This is a genomic window from uncultured Sphingomonas sp., from assembly GCF_946477935.1.
Classification (GTDB): domain Bacteria; phylum Pseudomonadota; class Alphaproteobacteria; order Sphingomonadales; family Sphingomonadaceae; genus Sphingomonas.
The window spans coordinates 1-13,810 of the sequence record NZ_CAMLAC010000092.1; the positions used below are offsets into that span (position 1 = coordinate 1).

Annotated in this window: 13 protein-coding genes; 6 read left to right on the plus strand and 7 right to left on the minus strand. The window is 67.1% G+C overall.

Translation table 11 applies throughout. The features are described from left to right. Positions 1 to 1,116 (minus strand): glucan biosynthesis protein (locus Q0U08_RS11050; RefSeq protein ID WP_298091490.1); only part of this gene is annotated, 1,116 nt, incomplete at its 3' end. Between the two features lie 341 nt (positions 1,117 to 1,457). Here Q0U08_RS11050 and Q0U08_RS11055 point away from each other — a divergent pair. After that, positions 1,458 to 4,268: a TonB-dependent receptor gene (locus tag Q0U08_RS11055; protein ID WP_298091491.1), complete on the plus strand. Its 2,811-nt coding sequence runs from the start codon at positions 1,458 to 1,460 to the stop codon at positions 4,266 to 4,268. Between the two features lie 42 nt (positions 4,269 to 4,310). Here the strand turns inward: Q0U08_RS11055 and Q0U08_RS11060 are convergent, their stop codons facing one another. Continuing rightward, complete coding sequence (locus Q0U08_RS11060) at positions 4,311 to 4,895, minus strand: TlpA disulfide reductase family protein (protein WP_298091492.1); 585 nt, start codon at positions 4,893 to 4,895, stop codon at positions 4,311 to 4,313. Between the two features lie 16 nt (positions 4,896 to 4,911). Between Q0U08_RS11060 and argH the strand changes: the two genes are divergently transcribed. Genes argH through Q0U08_RS11085 form a run of 5 tightly spaced genes read left to right on the plus strand, consistent with a single transcriptional unit; the run spans position 4,912 to position 9,500 of the window. Next, positions 4,912 to 6,279, plus strand: coding sequence for an argininosuccinate lyase (gene argH / locus Q0U08_RS11065; protein ID WP_298091500.1), 1,368 nt, complete (start codon positions 4,912 to 4,914; stop codon positions 6,277 to 6,279). Then, positions 6,276 to 6,512, plus strand: coding sequence for a hypothetical protein (locus Q0U08_RS11070; RefSeq protein WP_298091493.1), 237 nt, complete (start codon positions 6,276 to 6,278; stop codon positions 6,510 to 6,512). The genes argH and Q0U08_RS11070 overlap by 4 nt, the downstream gene beginning before the upstream one ends. After that, positions 6,512 to 7,774: a diaminopimelate decarboxylase gene (lysA, locus tag Q0U08_RS11075; RefSeq protein ID WP_298091494.1), complete on the plus strand. Its 1,263-nt coding sequence runs from the start codon at positions 6,512 to 6,514 to the stop codon at positions 7,772 to 7,774. The genes Q0U08_RS11070 and lysA overlap by 1 nt, the downstream gene beginning before the upstream one ends. Further along, a complete protein-coding gene (locus tag Q0U08_RS11080; RefSeq protein ID WP_298091495.1) occupies positions 7,771 to 8,544 on the plus strand; it encodes an NAD(P)-dependent oxidoreductase in 774 nt (257 codons plus the stop codon). The genes lysA and Q0U08_RS11080 overlap by 4 nt, the downstream gene beginning before the upstream one ends. After that, positions 8,541 to 9,500, plus strand: coding sequence for a zinc transporter ZntB (locus Q0U08_RS11085; RefSeq protein WP_298091496.1), 960 nt, complete (start codon positions 8,541 to 8,543; stop codon positions 9,498 to 9,500). Before Q0U08_RS11080 ends, Q0U08_RS11085 begins: the two co-directional genes overlap by 4 nt. Positions 9,501 to 9,545: 45 nt before the next feature. Here the strand turns inward: Q0U08_RS11085 and fliS are convergent, their stop codons facing one another. From fliS to fliQ, 5 genes are all read right to left on the minus strand, one after another. Beyond that, positions 9,546 to 9,938 (minus strand): flagellar export chaperone FliS, encoded by a 393-nt coding sequence (gene fliS / locus Q0U08_RS11090; RefSeq protein WP_367271117.1) that lies wholly within the window; start codon positions 9,936 to 9,938, stop codon positions 9,546 to 9,548. Then, positions 9,938 to 11,449 carry a flagellar filament capping protein FliD gene (gene fliD / locus Q0U08_RS11095; RefSeq protein WP_298091497.1) on the minus strand — a complete coding sequence of 504 codons (1,512 nt, stop codon included), beginning with the start codon at positions 11,447 to 11,449 and terminating at the stop codon, positions 9,938 to 9,940. Before fliD ends, fliS begins: the two co-directional genes overlap by 1 nt. A 63-nt stretch (positions 11,450 to 11,512) precedes the next feature. Then, entirely contained in the window at positions 11,513 to 12,643 is a 1,131-nt protein-coding gene (gene flhB / locus Q0U08_RS11100) for a flagellar type III secretion system protein FlhB (protein ID WP_298091498.1), read from the minus strand. Next, the gene (gene fliR, locus Q0U08_RS11105; protein WP_298091499.1) at positions 12,644 to 13,417 is read right to left on the minus strand and encodes a flagellar biosynthetic protein FliR; all 774 of its coding nucleotides are present in this window, start codon (positions 13,415 to 13,417) and stop codon (positions 12,644 to 12,646) included. Then, the gene (fliQ, locus tag Q0U08_RS11110) at positions 13,417 to 13,686 is read right to left on the minus strand and encodes a flagellar biosynthesis protein FliQ (RefSeq protein ID WP_112383855.1); all 270 of its coding nucleotides are present in this window, start codon (positions 13,684 to 13,686) and stop codon (positions 13,417 to 13,419) included. The genes fliR and fliQ overlap by 1 nt, the downstream gene beginning before the upstream one ends. Between the last annotated feature and the right edge of the window lie 124 nt (positions 13,687 to 13,810).

The following is a 13,810-nucleotide window of genomic DNA, read 5'->3' on the forward strand; positions in this document are numbered from 1 at the left end:
TCGTGGGCTCGGAGATGTGTATAAGAGACAGATATTGTCCACCGTCTCGCTGCCCGTCGGGAAGGCATAGAGCATCACCTGCCCCTTGCCCCAGCCCCGGCCGGGCTCGACCCACAGATTGGGCCGGCGATCGTAAAAGGCGCCGTCGTCCTGATAATGGTCGAAGTCGCGGTCGCGCTGGATCAGGCCGAAACCCTTGGGGTTCTGGTCGGCGAAACTGTCCAGCGTTTCGCGCGGGGGGTTGGTCAGCGGGCGCCAGATGCGCTCGCCGGAGCCCGTCCAGATGGCAAGCCCGTCCGAATCGTGGATTTCGGGGCGCCAGTCCCGGGCGGCGGCGCGATTGCCTTCGCCATACCAGAACATGCTGGTGGCCGGCGCGATGCCCAGCCGGCGCACGTCGCGGCGGAAGAACAGCACCGCCGACACCTGCTGTACCGTGCCGCCCGCGGCACCGGGGGTGAAGGCGGTGGCGAAGCGATAGGCCCCGGTGACGCTGGGCCCGTCGAGCAGCGCATGGATCAGATAGGATTGCTCACCCGTCCGCTCGATCCAGAATTCGGTAAAGGCCGGAAACTCTTCGGCACCGGCGATGCCGGTGTCGATTGCCAGCCCGCGGGCGGACAGGCCGTACTGGTCCTGCGAACCGGAGGCGCGGAAATAGGAGGCACCCTGATAGGCGATCCAGTCGCTCTTGCCGTCCCTCGTCACCGCGCGGAAACCGGCGATGCCGAGCGCGGGGGCGTGGCCCGCCTCCGCCTCGAACAGATCGGGGGAGAAGGTGAGGGGGCGGGCCTGGCCACCTTCGACGATGTTGATCGTCACGGGCGTTGGCGCGTAGCGACCGAGCGGAAACAGGCGGATACCACCCGCCAGTTGCCGGTCTGGGCGGTAGCGAATCGCGCCGACCCGGTCGTAATCCACCGCTTCGGCCGCCGCGACCTTGGGCGTCGCGCGATACGCCTGGCGCGACAACGCCTGCGCACGTTGCTGCAACGCACTCCAATCAAAGGACTTTGCAGCGCCAAAAGCGACATTGCCCTGCGCCAGCGCCTGTACCGGCACCAACCCCAACGCCACCGCACCCGCCAGCATCTCGCGCCTTGTCGGACCTGTCATGTCACCTCCCGGCCATTCGGCCTGCCGCCATGCGCGGCCGCTTGCATCAAGGCACGCACTTCGCGCCGAGTTCATGCTGCAACGCGGCGATCGGAGAAGGGTTTCGTTTCGCCGGCGTGATGGGTCGCCTCAACGCCCACCGACTGCTAATACCGTATAATATATTTGACAGATGGTTTTTATCGGAGGATGTTCGCAACATAAAAACAAGGGGGTTTTAGATGCGTAAGAAGATGTCTTGGAACGGTAGCTCCACAATCGCTCTCATTCTTATGGGAATGAGTCCAAATATCGCACTTGCGCAGCAGGCGAGCACGCCACCCGCTGAAGAAGCGCAATCCGTGCCGGACGCGGCCACCGTCTCTGACGAGCAGCAGAGCGGGGAGGCGATCGTGGTCACGGGAACGCGCATCCGCCGCCCCAACCTGACCAGCAACAGTCCGCTGACCTCCGTCGATGCGGCGGAGATCCGCTATCAGGGCGCGGTCGGCGTCGAGAACGTGCTGAACCGTCTGCCGCAGGTGACGCCCGATTCGAACGAGAACGGGTCGAATGGGTCGGACGGCACCGCGCGCGTCAACCTGCGTAACCTGGGCTCGACCCGCAACCTCGTGCTGGTCAACGGGCAGCGCTTGTTGCCGGTGCAGGCCAACGACCTGAATTTCCTGCCGTCCTTCCTGGTCCAGCGCGTCGATGTCGTCACCGGCGGCGCTTCCGCCGTGTACGGGTCGGACGCGATTTCGGGCGTGGTGAACTTCATCCTGCGCGACAATCTGAACGGCATCCGCGCCGACGTGCAGTACGGGCTGGCCGTTCACGAGAACAACAACGAGTTCATCCGCGGCATCCAGCGGCAGGCGGGATTCCGCCTGGCCAACCGCAATGTTGCCGACGGGCAGAAGCTGGATGCCAACATCGCCTTCGGTGCGGACATGGGTGATGGCCGCGGCAACGTGACCGCCTATTTCGGCTACCGCGATTACAAGCCGATCACGCAAGGAACGCGCGACGTATCCTCCTGCGCGCTTAACGCGGCCGGGGTCGGCGGCAGCACGGTCAGTTGCGGCGGCTCCAGCAACAACGAATTCGGGCTGTTCAATCCGCAAACCGGCCCCAGCCGCGGCCAGGTGTTCAACAACACCAAGGACGGCAACAAGACCTGGGTGCCGTATGGCCCCACCTTCCTCTACAATTATGCGCCGCTGAACTATTTCCAGCGCTCGGACGTGCGCTACACTGCGGGTGCCTTCGCCAAATATGAGGTGACCGATTACGCCGAAGTCTATGGCAGCGCGATGTTCATGGACGATCACACCTTTTCGCAGGTGGCGCCGTCGGCCTTGTTCCAGGGCTTCAACTACCGGGTGAATTGCGACAATCCGCTGCTCAGCGCGCAGCAATATGGTCTGCTGTGCGGCGCGGCACCCGGTTCCACCGCGACGCAGGACCTGTTCGTCGGCTATCGCCCGGTGGCGGGCAACGCACGGCCGCGCCGCGACGACCTGCGCCACACCGATTACCGCTTTACCGGCGGCGTCCGCGGCGAGATCGCCGAAGGGCTGCGCTACGACGTCAACGCGCTGCATTCGGTGGTGCTGTTCAATGAGACCTATCAGAACGACATCGATCCGGCGCGCGCCAATCGCGGGCTTCAGGTGGTGAACGTCAACGGCGTGCCGACCTGCAAGTCGGTGATCGACGGCACCGACCCGAACTGCGTGCCGCTGGACGTGTTCCGCTACAACGGGATCAGCGACGCGGCGTTCAGCTATATCTACGCGCCGACCTCGACCGAGGGGGTCGACAAGGAAACGGTGCTGAACGCCAATATCAGCGCCGACCTAGGCACCTACGGCATCCGCTCGCCCTGGTCGTCGCAGGGCGTGGGCTTCGTGCTGGGTATCGAGCATCGCCGCGAAAGCCTGCGCTTCACCGCCGACGCGCTGGCGCAACAGAAGGGCACGCGCAATTCCCAGGGCGCGTTCGACGTGACCGAGCTGTTCACCGAGATCGAGGTGCCGATCCTGTCCGACGTGCCGTTCGCCAAGGAACTGGTGATCAACGGCGGCTATCGTTTGTCCAACTACAGCAATCTGGCCAAGGCGGTATCGACCTACAAGGGCGAGGTGTCCTGGGCACCGATCAGCGATATCCGCCTGCGCGGCAGCTATAACCGCGCGATCCGCGCGCCCAACATCTCCGAACTGTTCGGGCCGCAATTCCGCGGCAACGTCATTTCGCAGGACGGCTGTGCCGGTGCGACTCCGACCGCCTCGCGCGAGGTGTGCCGTCTGACCGGACTGCCCGATGCGCTGTACGGCCAAGTCTCCGAATGCCCGACCGATTTCTGCACCGGCGTGTTCGGCGGCAATCTGGCGCTGAAACCCGAAACGGCGGACACCTATACCGCGGGCGTGGTGCTCAACCCCAGCTTCCTGAAGCGGCTGACGCTGACCGTCGACTACTTCAACATCAAGGTGCGCGATTATATCGGCATCGTCGCGCCCGCGCTGACCACCGAGCAATGTTTCGAGAACGCCAACCCGTTCTTCTGCGCGCTCATCACCCGCGATCCGCGCAACGGTGTGATTTTCGGCGATGTCGGTGCGATCGCCAGCAACACGCAGAACACCGGATCGCTGGCGACGTCGGGCATCGACGTTGGCTTCAGCTTCGCGCAGCCATTGGGCGGACTGGGTTCGCTCAATCTGGATGCGCAGGGTACGTGGCTGAACGAGTTGCGCACCGAGCCGCTGCCGGGGCTGGAATCCTATGACTGCAAGGGCAAGAATGGCCAGACCTGCGGCCAGCCGACGCCCGAATGGAAGCATCAGGCCCGCCTGACCTGGTCGGATGCGGAGCAGGTCGGCTCGATCTCGCTCAACTGGCGCTATATCGGCGGGACCACGCTCGATTCGACCGCGCCGGTGTTCAACTCGCGGATCAAGGCCTATTCCTATTTCGACCTGGCCGCGACCGCCAAGGTGCAGGACGGCATCGTCTTCCGCGCCGGCGTCAACAACCTGTTCGACAAGGATCCGCCGATCCTGGCGCTGAGCGCGCTAGGCAACTTCAACAACGGCAACACCTATCCGGGCGTCTATGACGCGGTGGGTCGCACCGTGTTCGTCGGGTTGACCGCCGAGTTCTGATCGACCTGGGGCCTCCTTCCCGTCGGGGAAGGGGGCCTCGGTTCAGGCTGCTTCGGCGAGCAGTTTTTGCGCCTCGGCACCGGCCCAGTCGAACCCGCCGGTCACGCGCCAGATTTCGCGGCCATCGGCACCGTACAGGATCGTGGTCGGCAGGTTCGCGCCGTATCCGGTGCTCAGGCCCAGCTTGGGATCGGTGTAGATCCGCAAGGCGGTGAAGCTCTTGCCCGCCAGGAACGGCTTCACCTTGGCCGTGCCGTCCAGATCCTGCGACACCGCGATCACCGGCATTTGCGCGGCGACTCGCCTGGCGGCGGCATCCAGCGTCGGCATTTCGGCGACACAGGGTGCGCACCATGTCGCCCACAGATTGACCAGCACGGGCTTGCCCTTGAAGTCGGCAAGGCTGGCGGGCTTGCCGTCCAGCGTCTGGAAGGCGGCGGGAAGGGCGGCCTCGCCCTTGTGGCTGCGGTCGACGGTGCCGGTGGGGCGGCTCTCGGGCGCAGTCGCGGCGGCCGTCACCTCGTCGGCGGTGGGGGTGGTGGCGGCTTGCTCCGCGCTTCCGCTTTGCCTATCGCACGCCGCGATACTGAAGCCGAGGAGACAGGCGATCACGGCACGCGATACCATGGGCGGTTCCAATGCGATGTGGGGCGGGCGCTTCGCCGAAGGGCCCGCTGCGGTGATGCGCGAGATAAACGCCTCCATCCCCTTCGACAAGCGATTGTGGCGGCAGGACGTGGACGGTTCGCTGGCGCACGTTGCCATGCTGGGCAAGCAGGGCATCGTCACGCCTGAGGATGCCGCGGCGATCACCGCCGGGCTGCACCAGGTCGCCGCCGATTACGAGGCGAACGGCGTGGCCGAGGACCTGACCCTCGAAGACATCCACATGCAGACCGAGGCGAAGCTGGCCGCGCTGATCGGCCCGGTCGCCGGGCGGCTGCACACCGCACGCTCGCGCAACGATCAGGTGGCGACCGATTTCCGCCTGTGGGTGCGCGATGCGATCGACCAGACGCTGGGGGCGCTGGGCGAGTTGCGCGCTGCGCTGCTAGTGCGGGCCGCGGAACACGCCGACAGCGTCATGCCGGGCTTCACCCATCTGCAAAGCGCGCAGCCGGTGACGCTGGGCCATCACCTGATGGCCTATCACGAGATGATCGTGCGCGATGCCAGCCGCTTCGCCGATGCGCGCGCGCGGATGAACAAGTGCCCGCTCGGTTCGGCCGCACTCGCCGGCACGGGCTTTCCGATCGACCGGCATGCGACCGCCGCGGCGCTGGGTTTCGACGGGCCGACCGCCAATTCGCTCGACTCGGTCAGCGACCGGGACTTCGCGATCGATTACCTCCAGGCGGCGACCAACTGCTCGCTGCACCTGTCGCGCCTGGCCGAGGAGTTCGTGCTGTGGGCGTCGCAGCCCTTCGGCTTCGTCGCGCTCAGCGACCAGTGGTCCACCGGCAGCTCGATCATGCCGCAGAAGCGCAACCCCGACGCCGCCGAGCTGGTGCGTGGCCATGCCGGGCGGATCATGGGCTGCATGACCGCGCTGATGGTGACAATGAAGGGCCTGCCGCTCGCCTATTCCAAGGACATGCAGGACGACAAGCCGCCGGTGTTCGAGGCGCACGACCTGCTGGGGCTGTCGATCGCGGCGATGACCGGCATGGTGGAAAGCGCGACGTTCCGGACCGAGCGGATGCGCGGTGTGGCGGAGGCGGGTTTCTCCACCGCGACCGATCTGGCCGACTGGCTGGTCCGCGTCGGCGGCCTGCCGTTCCGCGAGGCGCATCACGTCACCGGGCGCGCGGTGAAGCTGGCCGAGGACCGGGGCGTGAAGCTCGATCAATTGGCGCTGGAGGATCTTCAGGCGATCGATGCACGGATCGATGCCAGCGTGTATGACGTGCTGTCGGTCGATGCCTCCGTCGCCAGCCGGACCAGCTTCGGTGGCACCGCGCCGGCCAATGTGCGCGCGGCGATCGCCGCGGCGCGGGGAGAACCGCGATGAAGCGTCTGCTTGTGCTCGCCGCCCTGGTCGCGCTTGCCGGGTGCGGTGCGGCGAACCGGCTGCAACCCGCCCCCGGCGAGTCGCTGCCCGTCGCGCCGCGCGGTGCCACCGCCACGCCGACGCCGCGCGAGTTGCTGACCCCCACCACGCAGCAGCGCCCGCAGCGCTCGGACGCCCTTATCCACAGTTCGGAAGCGCGCCGCTCCGACGATTTCGATTTGCCCCCCCGCTGATGGATCATTTTCACTACCAGGACGGCGAGCTGTTCGCCGAGGACGTCGCCATTGCCCGCATCGCGGCAGAGGTGGGGACGCCCGTCTATGTCTATTCCGCCTCCACCTTCCGCCGACACGCGCGCGTGTTCCGTGAAGGGTTGAGCGCCTTGCCGCGCGTCCACCTCGCCTATGCGATCAAGGCCAATCCCAATGTCGCGGTGCTGCGCGTGCTGGCCGATGAGGGCTATGGCGCGGACGTGGTGTCGGTGGGCGAGATGCGCCGGGCGCTGGCCGCGGGGATGAAGCCCGAGGACATCGTGTTCTCCGGGGTCGGCAAGACGCGCGCCGAGCTTGCCGCTGCACTGGAGGCGGGGATCGGCCAGTTCAATCTGGAGCTTGAAGAGGAAGGCGTCGTCCTTGCGGCGCTGGCGCATGAGCGCGGCCTGACCGCGCCGGCCGTGATCCGGGTCAACCCGGATGTCGATGCCGGCACGCATGCCAAGATATCCACGGGGCGCAAGGAGAACAAGTTCGGCGTGCCGATCGACCAGGCACCCGGCATGTTCGACCGGCTGGCGGGGCTGCCCGGCCTCGACCTGCGCGGCGTCGCCTGCCACATCGGCAGCCAGTTGGGCGATCTGGCGCCGCTGGAGGCGGCCTATGTCCGCATCGGCGAGCTGGTCGCGGAGTTGCGCGCTGCCGGCCACACGGTCAGCCGCGTCGACCTGGGCGGCGGCCTGGGCGTGCCCTACAAGCCCGGCGACGTGATGCCCGAGCCTGCCGCTTACGGCGCGATGGTCGCACGCGTCACGCAAGGTTGGGATGTCGAGCTGATGTTCGAACCCGGCCGGGTGATCGCGGGCAATGCCGGCGTGCTGGTGACCGAGGTGGTGTGGGTGAAGCCCGGCGTGGCGAACCCGTACGTTATCGTCGATGCGGCGATGAACGACCTCGCGCGGCCGGCGCTCTACGATGCCTATCACGATTTCGTCGCGGTGAAGCCGACCGGCGAGAAGATGACCGCCAACATCGCAGGGCCGGTATGCGAGACCGGCGACACCTTCGCGATGAACCGCGAGATCGACCGGGTCGTGTCGGGCGATCTGGCGGTGTTCCGCACCGCGGGCGCCTACGGTGCGACGATGGCGTCGACCTATAACAGCCGGCCGCTGGTGCCCGAGGTTCTGGTCGAGGGCGAACGCTATGCCGTGGTCGCCGACCGCATCGCCGCCGAGACGATCCTGTCCGCCGAGCGCGTGCCGGAGTGGTTGCAGAAGTGAGCCTGCACAGCCTGCCGCTGTTCGTGCGGCTGGCGGGCCGCCCGGTGATCCTGCTGGGCGAGGGCGAGCCGGCGGAGGCCAAGCGCCGTCTGCTGGAACGCGCGGGCGCGGTGGTGGTCGGCGAAGACGCCGCCGCGTCGATCGCCATCGTCGCGATCGAGGATGAGGCGGCGGCGCTGGCCGCAATCGCGCGGCTGAAGGCGCGCGGCGTGCTGGTCAACGCGGTCGACCGGCCCGACCACTGCGACTTCACGCTGCCCGCGATCGTGGAGCGCGGGGCGGTGATCGTTGCGATCGGCACCGGGGGCGTCTCCGCCGGGCTGGCGGCCGCTCTGCGCCAGCGGCTGGAGATAATGCTGCCCGCGACGCTGGGCGCACTGGCGGAGGGGTTGCACAATGCCCGCGCCGCGCTCCGCGCGCGTTTTCCCGATGGCGCTGCGCGGCGGCGGGCGATCGGCGCGGCGCTGGCGGCGGGCGGTGCGCTCGATCCATTCGGTGAGGCGCCCGATGTTGCACGCTGGCTGGCCGATCCGGCGGCGGGGGTCAGCCGCCACCATGTCTTTCACCTCACCTCGCGCGATCCCGATGACCTGACCCTGGCACAGGCGCGCGTGCTGGCTGCGGCCGACCGCGTGTATCACCGCGCCGACGTGCCGGCCGCGATCCTTGACCGCGCGCGGGCCGATGCGCAGCGCATCGCGTGCGACACTGCACCTGCGGAACCGGGCGCCGGCATCACCGTCGACCTCATGATGACGCCGCGCGCATGACGGGTTTCGCCTATCACATCGCGGGCAGCGGCGATGTGCAGCGGGTGGCGGTGGGCCAGGCGCTCGGCGCGGATGCCGCCGGCCTGGTCTGGGTCCATCTCGAGACCACCGACGAACAGGCACAAGGCTGGCTGCGCGACACCGCCGGGCTGTCCGATTACGTCGTCGACGCCCTGACCGCGACCGAGACGCGGCCCCGCTGCGAGGCGGTGGGCAGTGGCGCCTTCGTCAACCTGCGTGGGCGCAGCCGCGAGGAACTCGACACCTCTGACCTGCTCGCCTCGGTACGGATATGGGCGGTGAAGGGGCATGTCTTTTCCGTCACGCGCAAGCCGCTGATCGCGGTCGGCGCGGTCGAGGAGGCGGTAAAGGCGAGTGCGATCCGCGATCCCGGCGATCTCATCACCAGCTTCGCCACCGCGATCACCCAGGATCTCGACCCCGATGTCGCCAATCTGGGCGACGAGCTGGACGCGTGCGAGGAACGGCTGGACGCCGCACAGATCTTCACCTTGCGCCGAACGGTCAGCCGGGTGCGCAGCACCGCGATCGGCTACAAGCGCTTCCTGAGCCCGCAACGCGCCGCGTTGGAGAAGCTGGCGGCGCTGCCCGGCGACTGGCTGGACGATGACGACCGGCTGCACCTGGCCGGCGCCGCCGACCGCGCCGCGCGCATGGCGGAGGAACTGGATGCGATCCGCGAACGCGCCGCACTGCTCCATGAATGGCTCAGCGACCTGCGCGCCGAGCAGATCGACAGCCGCTCGCTCATCATTGCGATCGTCGCGATGGTGTTCCTGCCGCTGACCTTCATCACCGGGCTGTACGGCATGAACGTGCAGGGCCTGCCCTATGCGCAGGCCCCCTGGGCGTTCGACGCGATCCTGGGCGGTTGCGCGCTGATCGCGGCCGGCATCGTGATCTACTTCGTCCAGCGGCACTGGTTCGAGCGATAGAATGCGGAGCGCTCCCCTCCCCTTCAGGGGAGGGGCTTATTGTGATCACCCCCGGATCGTGCGCCACGCCTCGGCGATCTCGGCCATGCTGGTTGCCACCTCGCGGAACGGCTGCGGATCCTGGCCCAGCGAGGCGTCGACGATCTGCTTGCGCGCCCCGGCATAAAGCCGCGCCAGCGTGACCGACAGGTCGCCGCCCTGATCGAAGTCCAGACCGTTTTCCAGCGCGAACAGGATGGCGGTGGCGCGGGTCACGCGCTCGCTCTTGCGCGCCAGTTGACGGTTCTCAGTCGCCCAGGCGGCGGTGCGCAGCGCCGCGATCAGTTCCTCGTACAGAAGCTGCACCAGCGCGGGACCGTCCGCCATGGTGGAGCGGCCGACAATGTCGATCTGGCGATAGGTGGCCGCCGGGTCGGCGGCGAGGGCCGATGCGTACATCAGCTATCCTTGGTCCACATCTTGATCTGCTGGTCCATGAAACTCTGAACCGATTTGTAGGCGCTGACCTTGCTGTTCATGCTGGCGAACTGCGCGGTCATGCGGGTGGTGGTGGTTTCCCGCTGGTCGGTCAGCTTGGCCTGTGCATCGCTGGTGTCGCTCTGCGCCTCGCTCAGCCGCTTGGTGCTGGCCTCCAGGCCATAGGTGGTGCTGCTGGCGGCGAGCTGGATCTTGCCGAGCTGCGCGGACAAACCCATCAGGTTGCTGCCGCTGGGCGCGAACATGGCCTCCACCGCATCCGGATATTTGCTCAGCACTTCGGACAAGCGCTTGGTATCGACCTGCAGCGCGCCGGTCTTCTCGTTGGTGGTGACGCCGATCTCGGCCAGCGTCGTCGGCGTGCCATCGGTGAAGCTGCCCGGTACCACCTTGGTCAAGGTGATCGACTGGAGCGAGCGTTGCAGGGCCTTGGCCGCGGCATCGCTGCGCAGATCGCCGGTGATCGGGTCGGTCGCCGCCTTCACGTCGGCCATCATCGAATTGACGGTGCTGACGAAGTCCGACACCACCGAGGTCAGCGCCGTGGTCGGTAGCGCCGCACCCAGCGTGACCGGCGTGGTGGAGGCGGACACCAGCGTCAGCTTCACGCCATCAACCAGATCGTCCACCGTGTTGTTCGCGCGCTCGACATCGATACCGTCGACGGTCAGCTTCGCATTGGCGGCGGCGCTGGACAGGCGCGTGCCCGTGGCACCCGGGCCGACGTTCAGCGCCGACAGGCCGTCGGTGCCGCTGACGGTAAAGGCCTGTGCCGCGCCCGTCTTGCCCTTCATCGCCAGATAGGCGGTGCCATCGGCATTGGTGACGACGGAGGCGGTGACGCCCGCATTGGCGGCGTTGATCTTCGCCGCGATCTTGTCGATCGTGGCGTTTTCCGCATCGATGGTGATGGCGATCGGCGTGGCCGCGCCGGCGGTGAAGCCGGTCATCGCCTTGCCATCGGCGCTGTAGGTCGCGGTGCCGAGCGAGATGGTCAGCGTACCTGTGCCTATCGATGCCGTCTTCGACACCGATGTGGCGGTTGCGGCGGTCTGGGCGGTGGCGAGCGCGTTTACCGTGATCGATTTGGAAAGACCGGCCAGCTTGGCTCCCGGCGTTCCGCTGGCGGTCAGCACCGAACTGTTGGAGCTGTTCGGCTGGGTCTGCAGCGTGCCCCCCTCGGTCAGCGATTTCAGCGCGGCGTTGAAATCGGTGATACCGCTCTTCAGCTTCGCGACCGCCGAAATCTGCGTGGTCAGGGTTTCGGACTTGGCCTTCAGCGCGGCGGTGCGCGCGGCGAACTGCGCCTCGACCAGCCCGGGCACCAGCGTGCTGAGATCGACGCCGGACCCGGTGTTGAGCGAGGTGAACAGCGACTGGGCGGCAGCGGCCGTCGCCGACTGCGTCGCCGTCCTGGTCGTGGTGGTCGCCGTGGGTGTCGGCGTCGTCGTCGTGCTGGTGACGGTGGACATGGCTCAGGCTCCGGCGCGCATTCCAAAGGGTAAACGGCCGGTAAGGCGCGGCCTTTAGCGGAATCAGGCCTGCGGCACGCCGTTTTCGTCGAAACGGGCGCTGGTCGGCACCTCGATCGGCGGCTGGGCGGTGCCGCCGGCCCGCGCATTCAGGTTGAAGACGAAGGCGAGGACGACCGCGATCGCCTGATACAGATCGCCGCGCACCTCCTGGTTCTCGCGGCTGGTATAATAGACGGCGCGCGCAAGCTGTGGATATTCCAGGATCGGGATCTTCAGCTCGCCCGCCACGTCGCGGATCGCCAGCGCGCTGACTCCGCGGCCCTTGGCGACGACCACGGGCACCTGATCGCGACCCCGGTCATAGCGGAGCGCCACCGCGAAATGGGTTGGGTTGGTCAGGATGACATGCGCCTCGGCGACCGCGCTGCGCACGCTGCGGCGTGACATTTCGCGCTGCTTGGCGCGCATGTGCGCCTTGGCCTCGGGCGAGCCCTCGGTTTCCTTGTGCTCGTCCTTCACCTCCTGCTTCGACATCTTCAGCTTCTTGAAAAGCTGGAAGATCTGGATCGGGATATCGAAGCCGGCGATCAGGACGAGGCCGAGTGCCATGACCAGCAGGATGCCCATGAAGGTATCGCCGAGTTCGTTCAGCGCAGTCGGCAGGTTGGACTGCGCCAGCCCCAGCGTCGCCCGCGTCGACTTCCAAAGCATATACCCGCCGATCGCACCGAGCAGCACGACCTTGAACAGCGACTTGCCCAGCTCGATCCAGCCTTGCGGCCCTAGAATGCGCTTCAGGCCCGTGGCCGGGTTCAGCTTGGAGGGCTTGGGCGCCAGCATCTTGGTGTTGAAGGTGAGCGAACCGAGACCCGCCTGGCTGAGAATCGCGGCCAGCATGGTGATCGCGAACAGCGAGCCGAGTGCGGGGGCGAGGCGCCAGCCGGCCTGGACCAGCGGGCGGAACGGCTCGAAATCCTCCACATCGGCGTTGGAGAAGGTGAAGCTCGCCGTCATCACCGCGCGGCAGGCGGCGATCAGCGACGGGCCGAAGAACAGCATCCATGCGACACCGGCGAGAACGACCAGCGCAGCCCCGAGATCGCGGCTGCGCAGGATTTGGCCATCCTCCGCGGCTTTCTGACGCCGCTTGGGTGTCGGGGCTTCTGTTTTGTCGCCACCCTCCTCGGACATCTATCGCAGCACCAGATTTTCCGCGGCGGCCAGCGCCTCGCGGATGATGACCAGCATGTAATCGCCCATCGCGGGGAAGGCGATGGCCAGCGCGATGACGCCGACCGCGAGGGCTGCCGGCAGGCCGACCGCGAACAGGTTCAGCGCAGGCGCGGCGCGGCTCATCATGCCGACGACGAGGTTCAGGCAGAGCAGCAGGAAGCCGACCGGCAGCGCCAGCAACAGCCCGGCGAAAAAGGCATAACCACCGAAAAAGGCGATCTCGCGAAACTGCGCCGCGCTCATCCACGCCTGTCCGGGCGGCAGCGCGTCATAGCTTTTGACCACGGTGTCGACCAGCACCAGATGCCCGTCGACCGACAGGAACAGCAGCGTCAGCATCACGGTGAAGAACTGGCCAAGCGCCTGGGAGGAGCGGCCGTTGAGCGGGTCGATCGTGGAGGCAAAGCCGATGCCCATTGATCCGCCGATCAACTCGCTGGCGACCAGTGGCGCGGCGAACGCGACCTGCAGGATCAGGCCGAGCGCCAGCCCCACACTCGCTTCAGCCGCGACCGACAGGATGGTGGTGACGGAAAAGATCACCGGCGGCGGCACGACGCGGTGGGTGGCGAGCACCAGGAAGGCGATCGCGCCGGCCAGGCTGACCCGCACCGGCAACGGCACCGACACCGCGCCGAAGACGGGTGCGGTGATGAAGGCGGCGCCGACGCGGATCATCACGAACAGAACCGCCCAGATCTGCGGCTCGATCGCGAGCCCGAAGCCGAGCATCAGCGCACGAGGTCCGGTATTCGCTCGAACATGCTGACGGTGAAATCGCTGAGCAGCCCCAGGATCAGCCCGCCGAAGATCAGGATGGCGAAGGCGACGACGATCAGCTTGGGGACGAACGACAAGGTCGCCTCGTTGATCGAGGTCGCCGCCTGGATCATGCCGATGATCAGGCCGGAGACGAGCACGGGCAGCAGGATGGGCGCCGCGGCGAGCGCCAGCACCCACATCGTCTGGTTGGCGAGCGTCAGGAAATAATCGGCGTCCATCGTGGAGATGGGGTTAGAGAATCAGGGTTAATTTTGCGTGGATGCTGTGTTTGCGAGGCGAGGGTGGCTCCCTCTCCCCTCCGGGGAGAGGGAGGGGCCCGCCGCGCAAGCGGTGGGAGGGTGA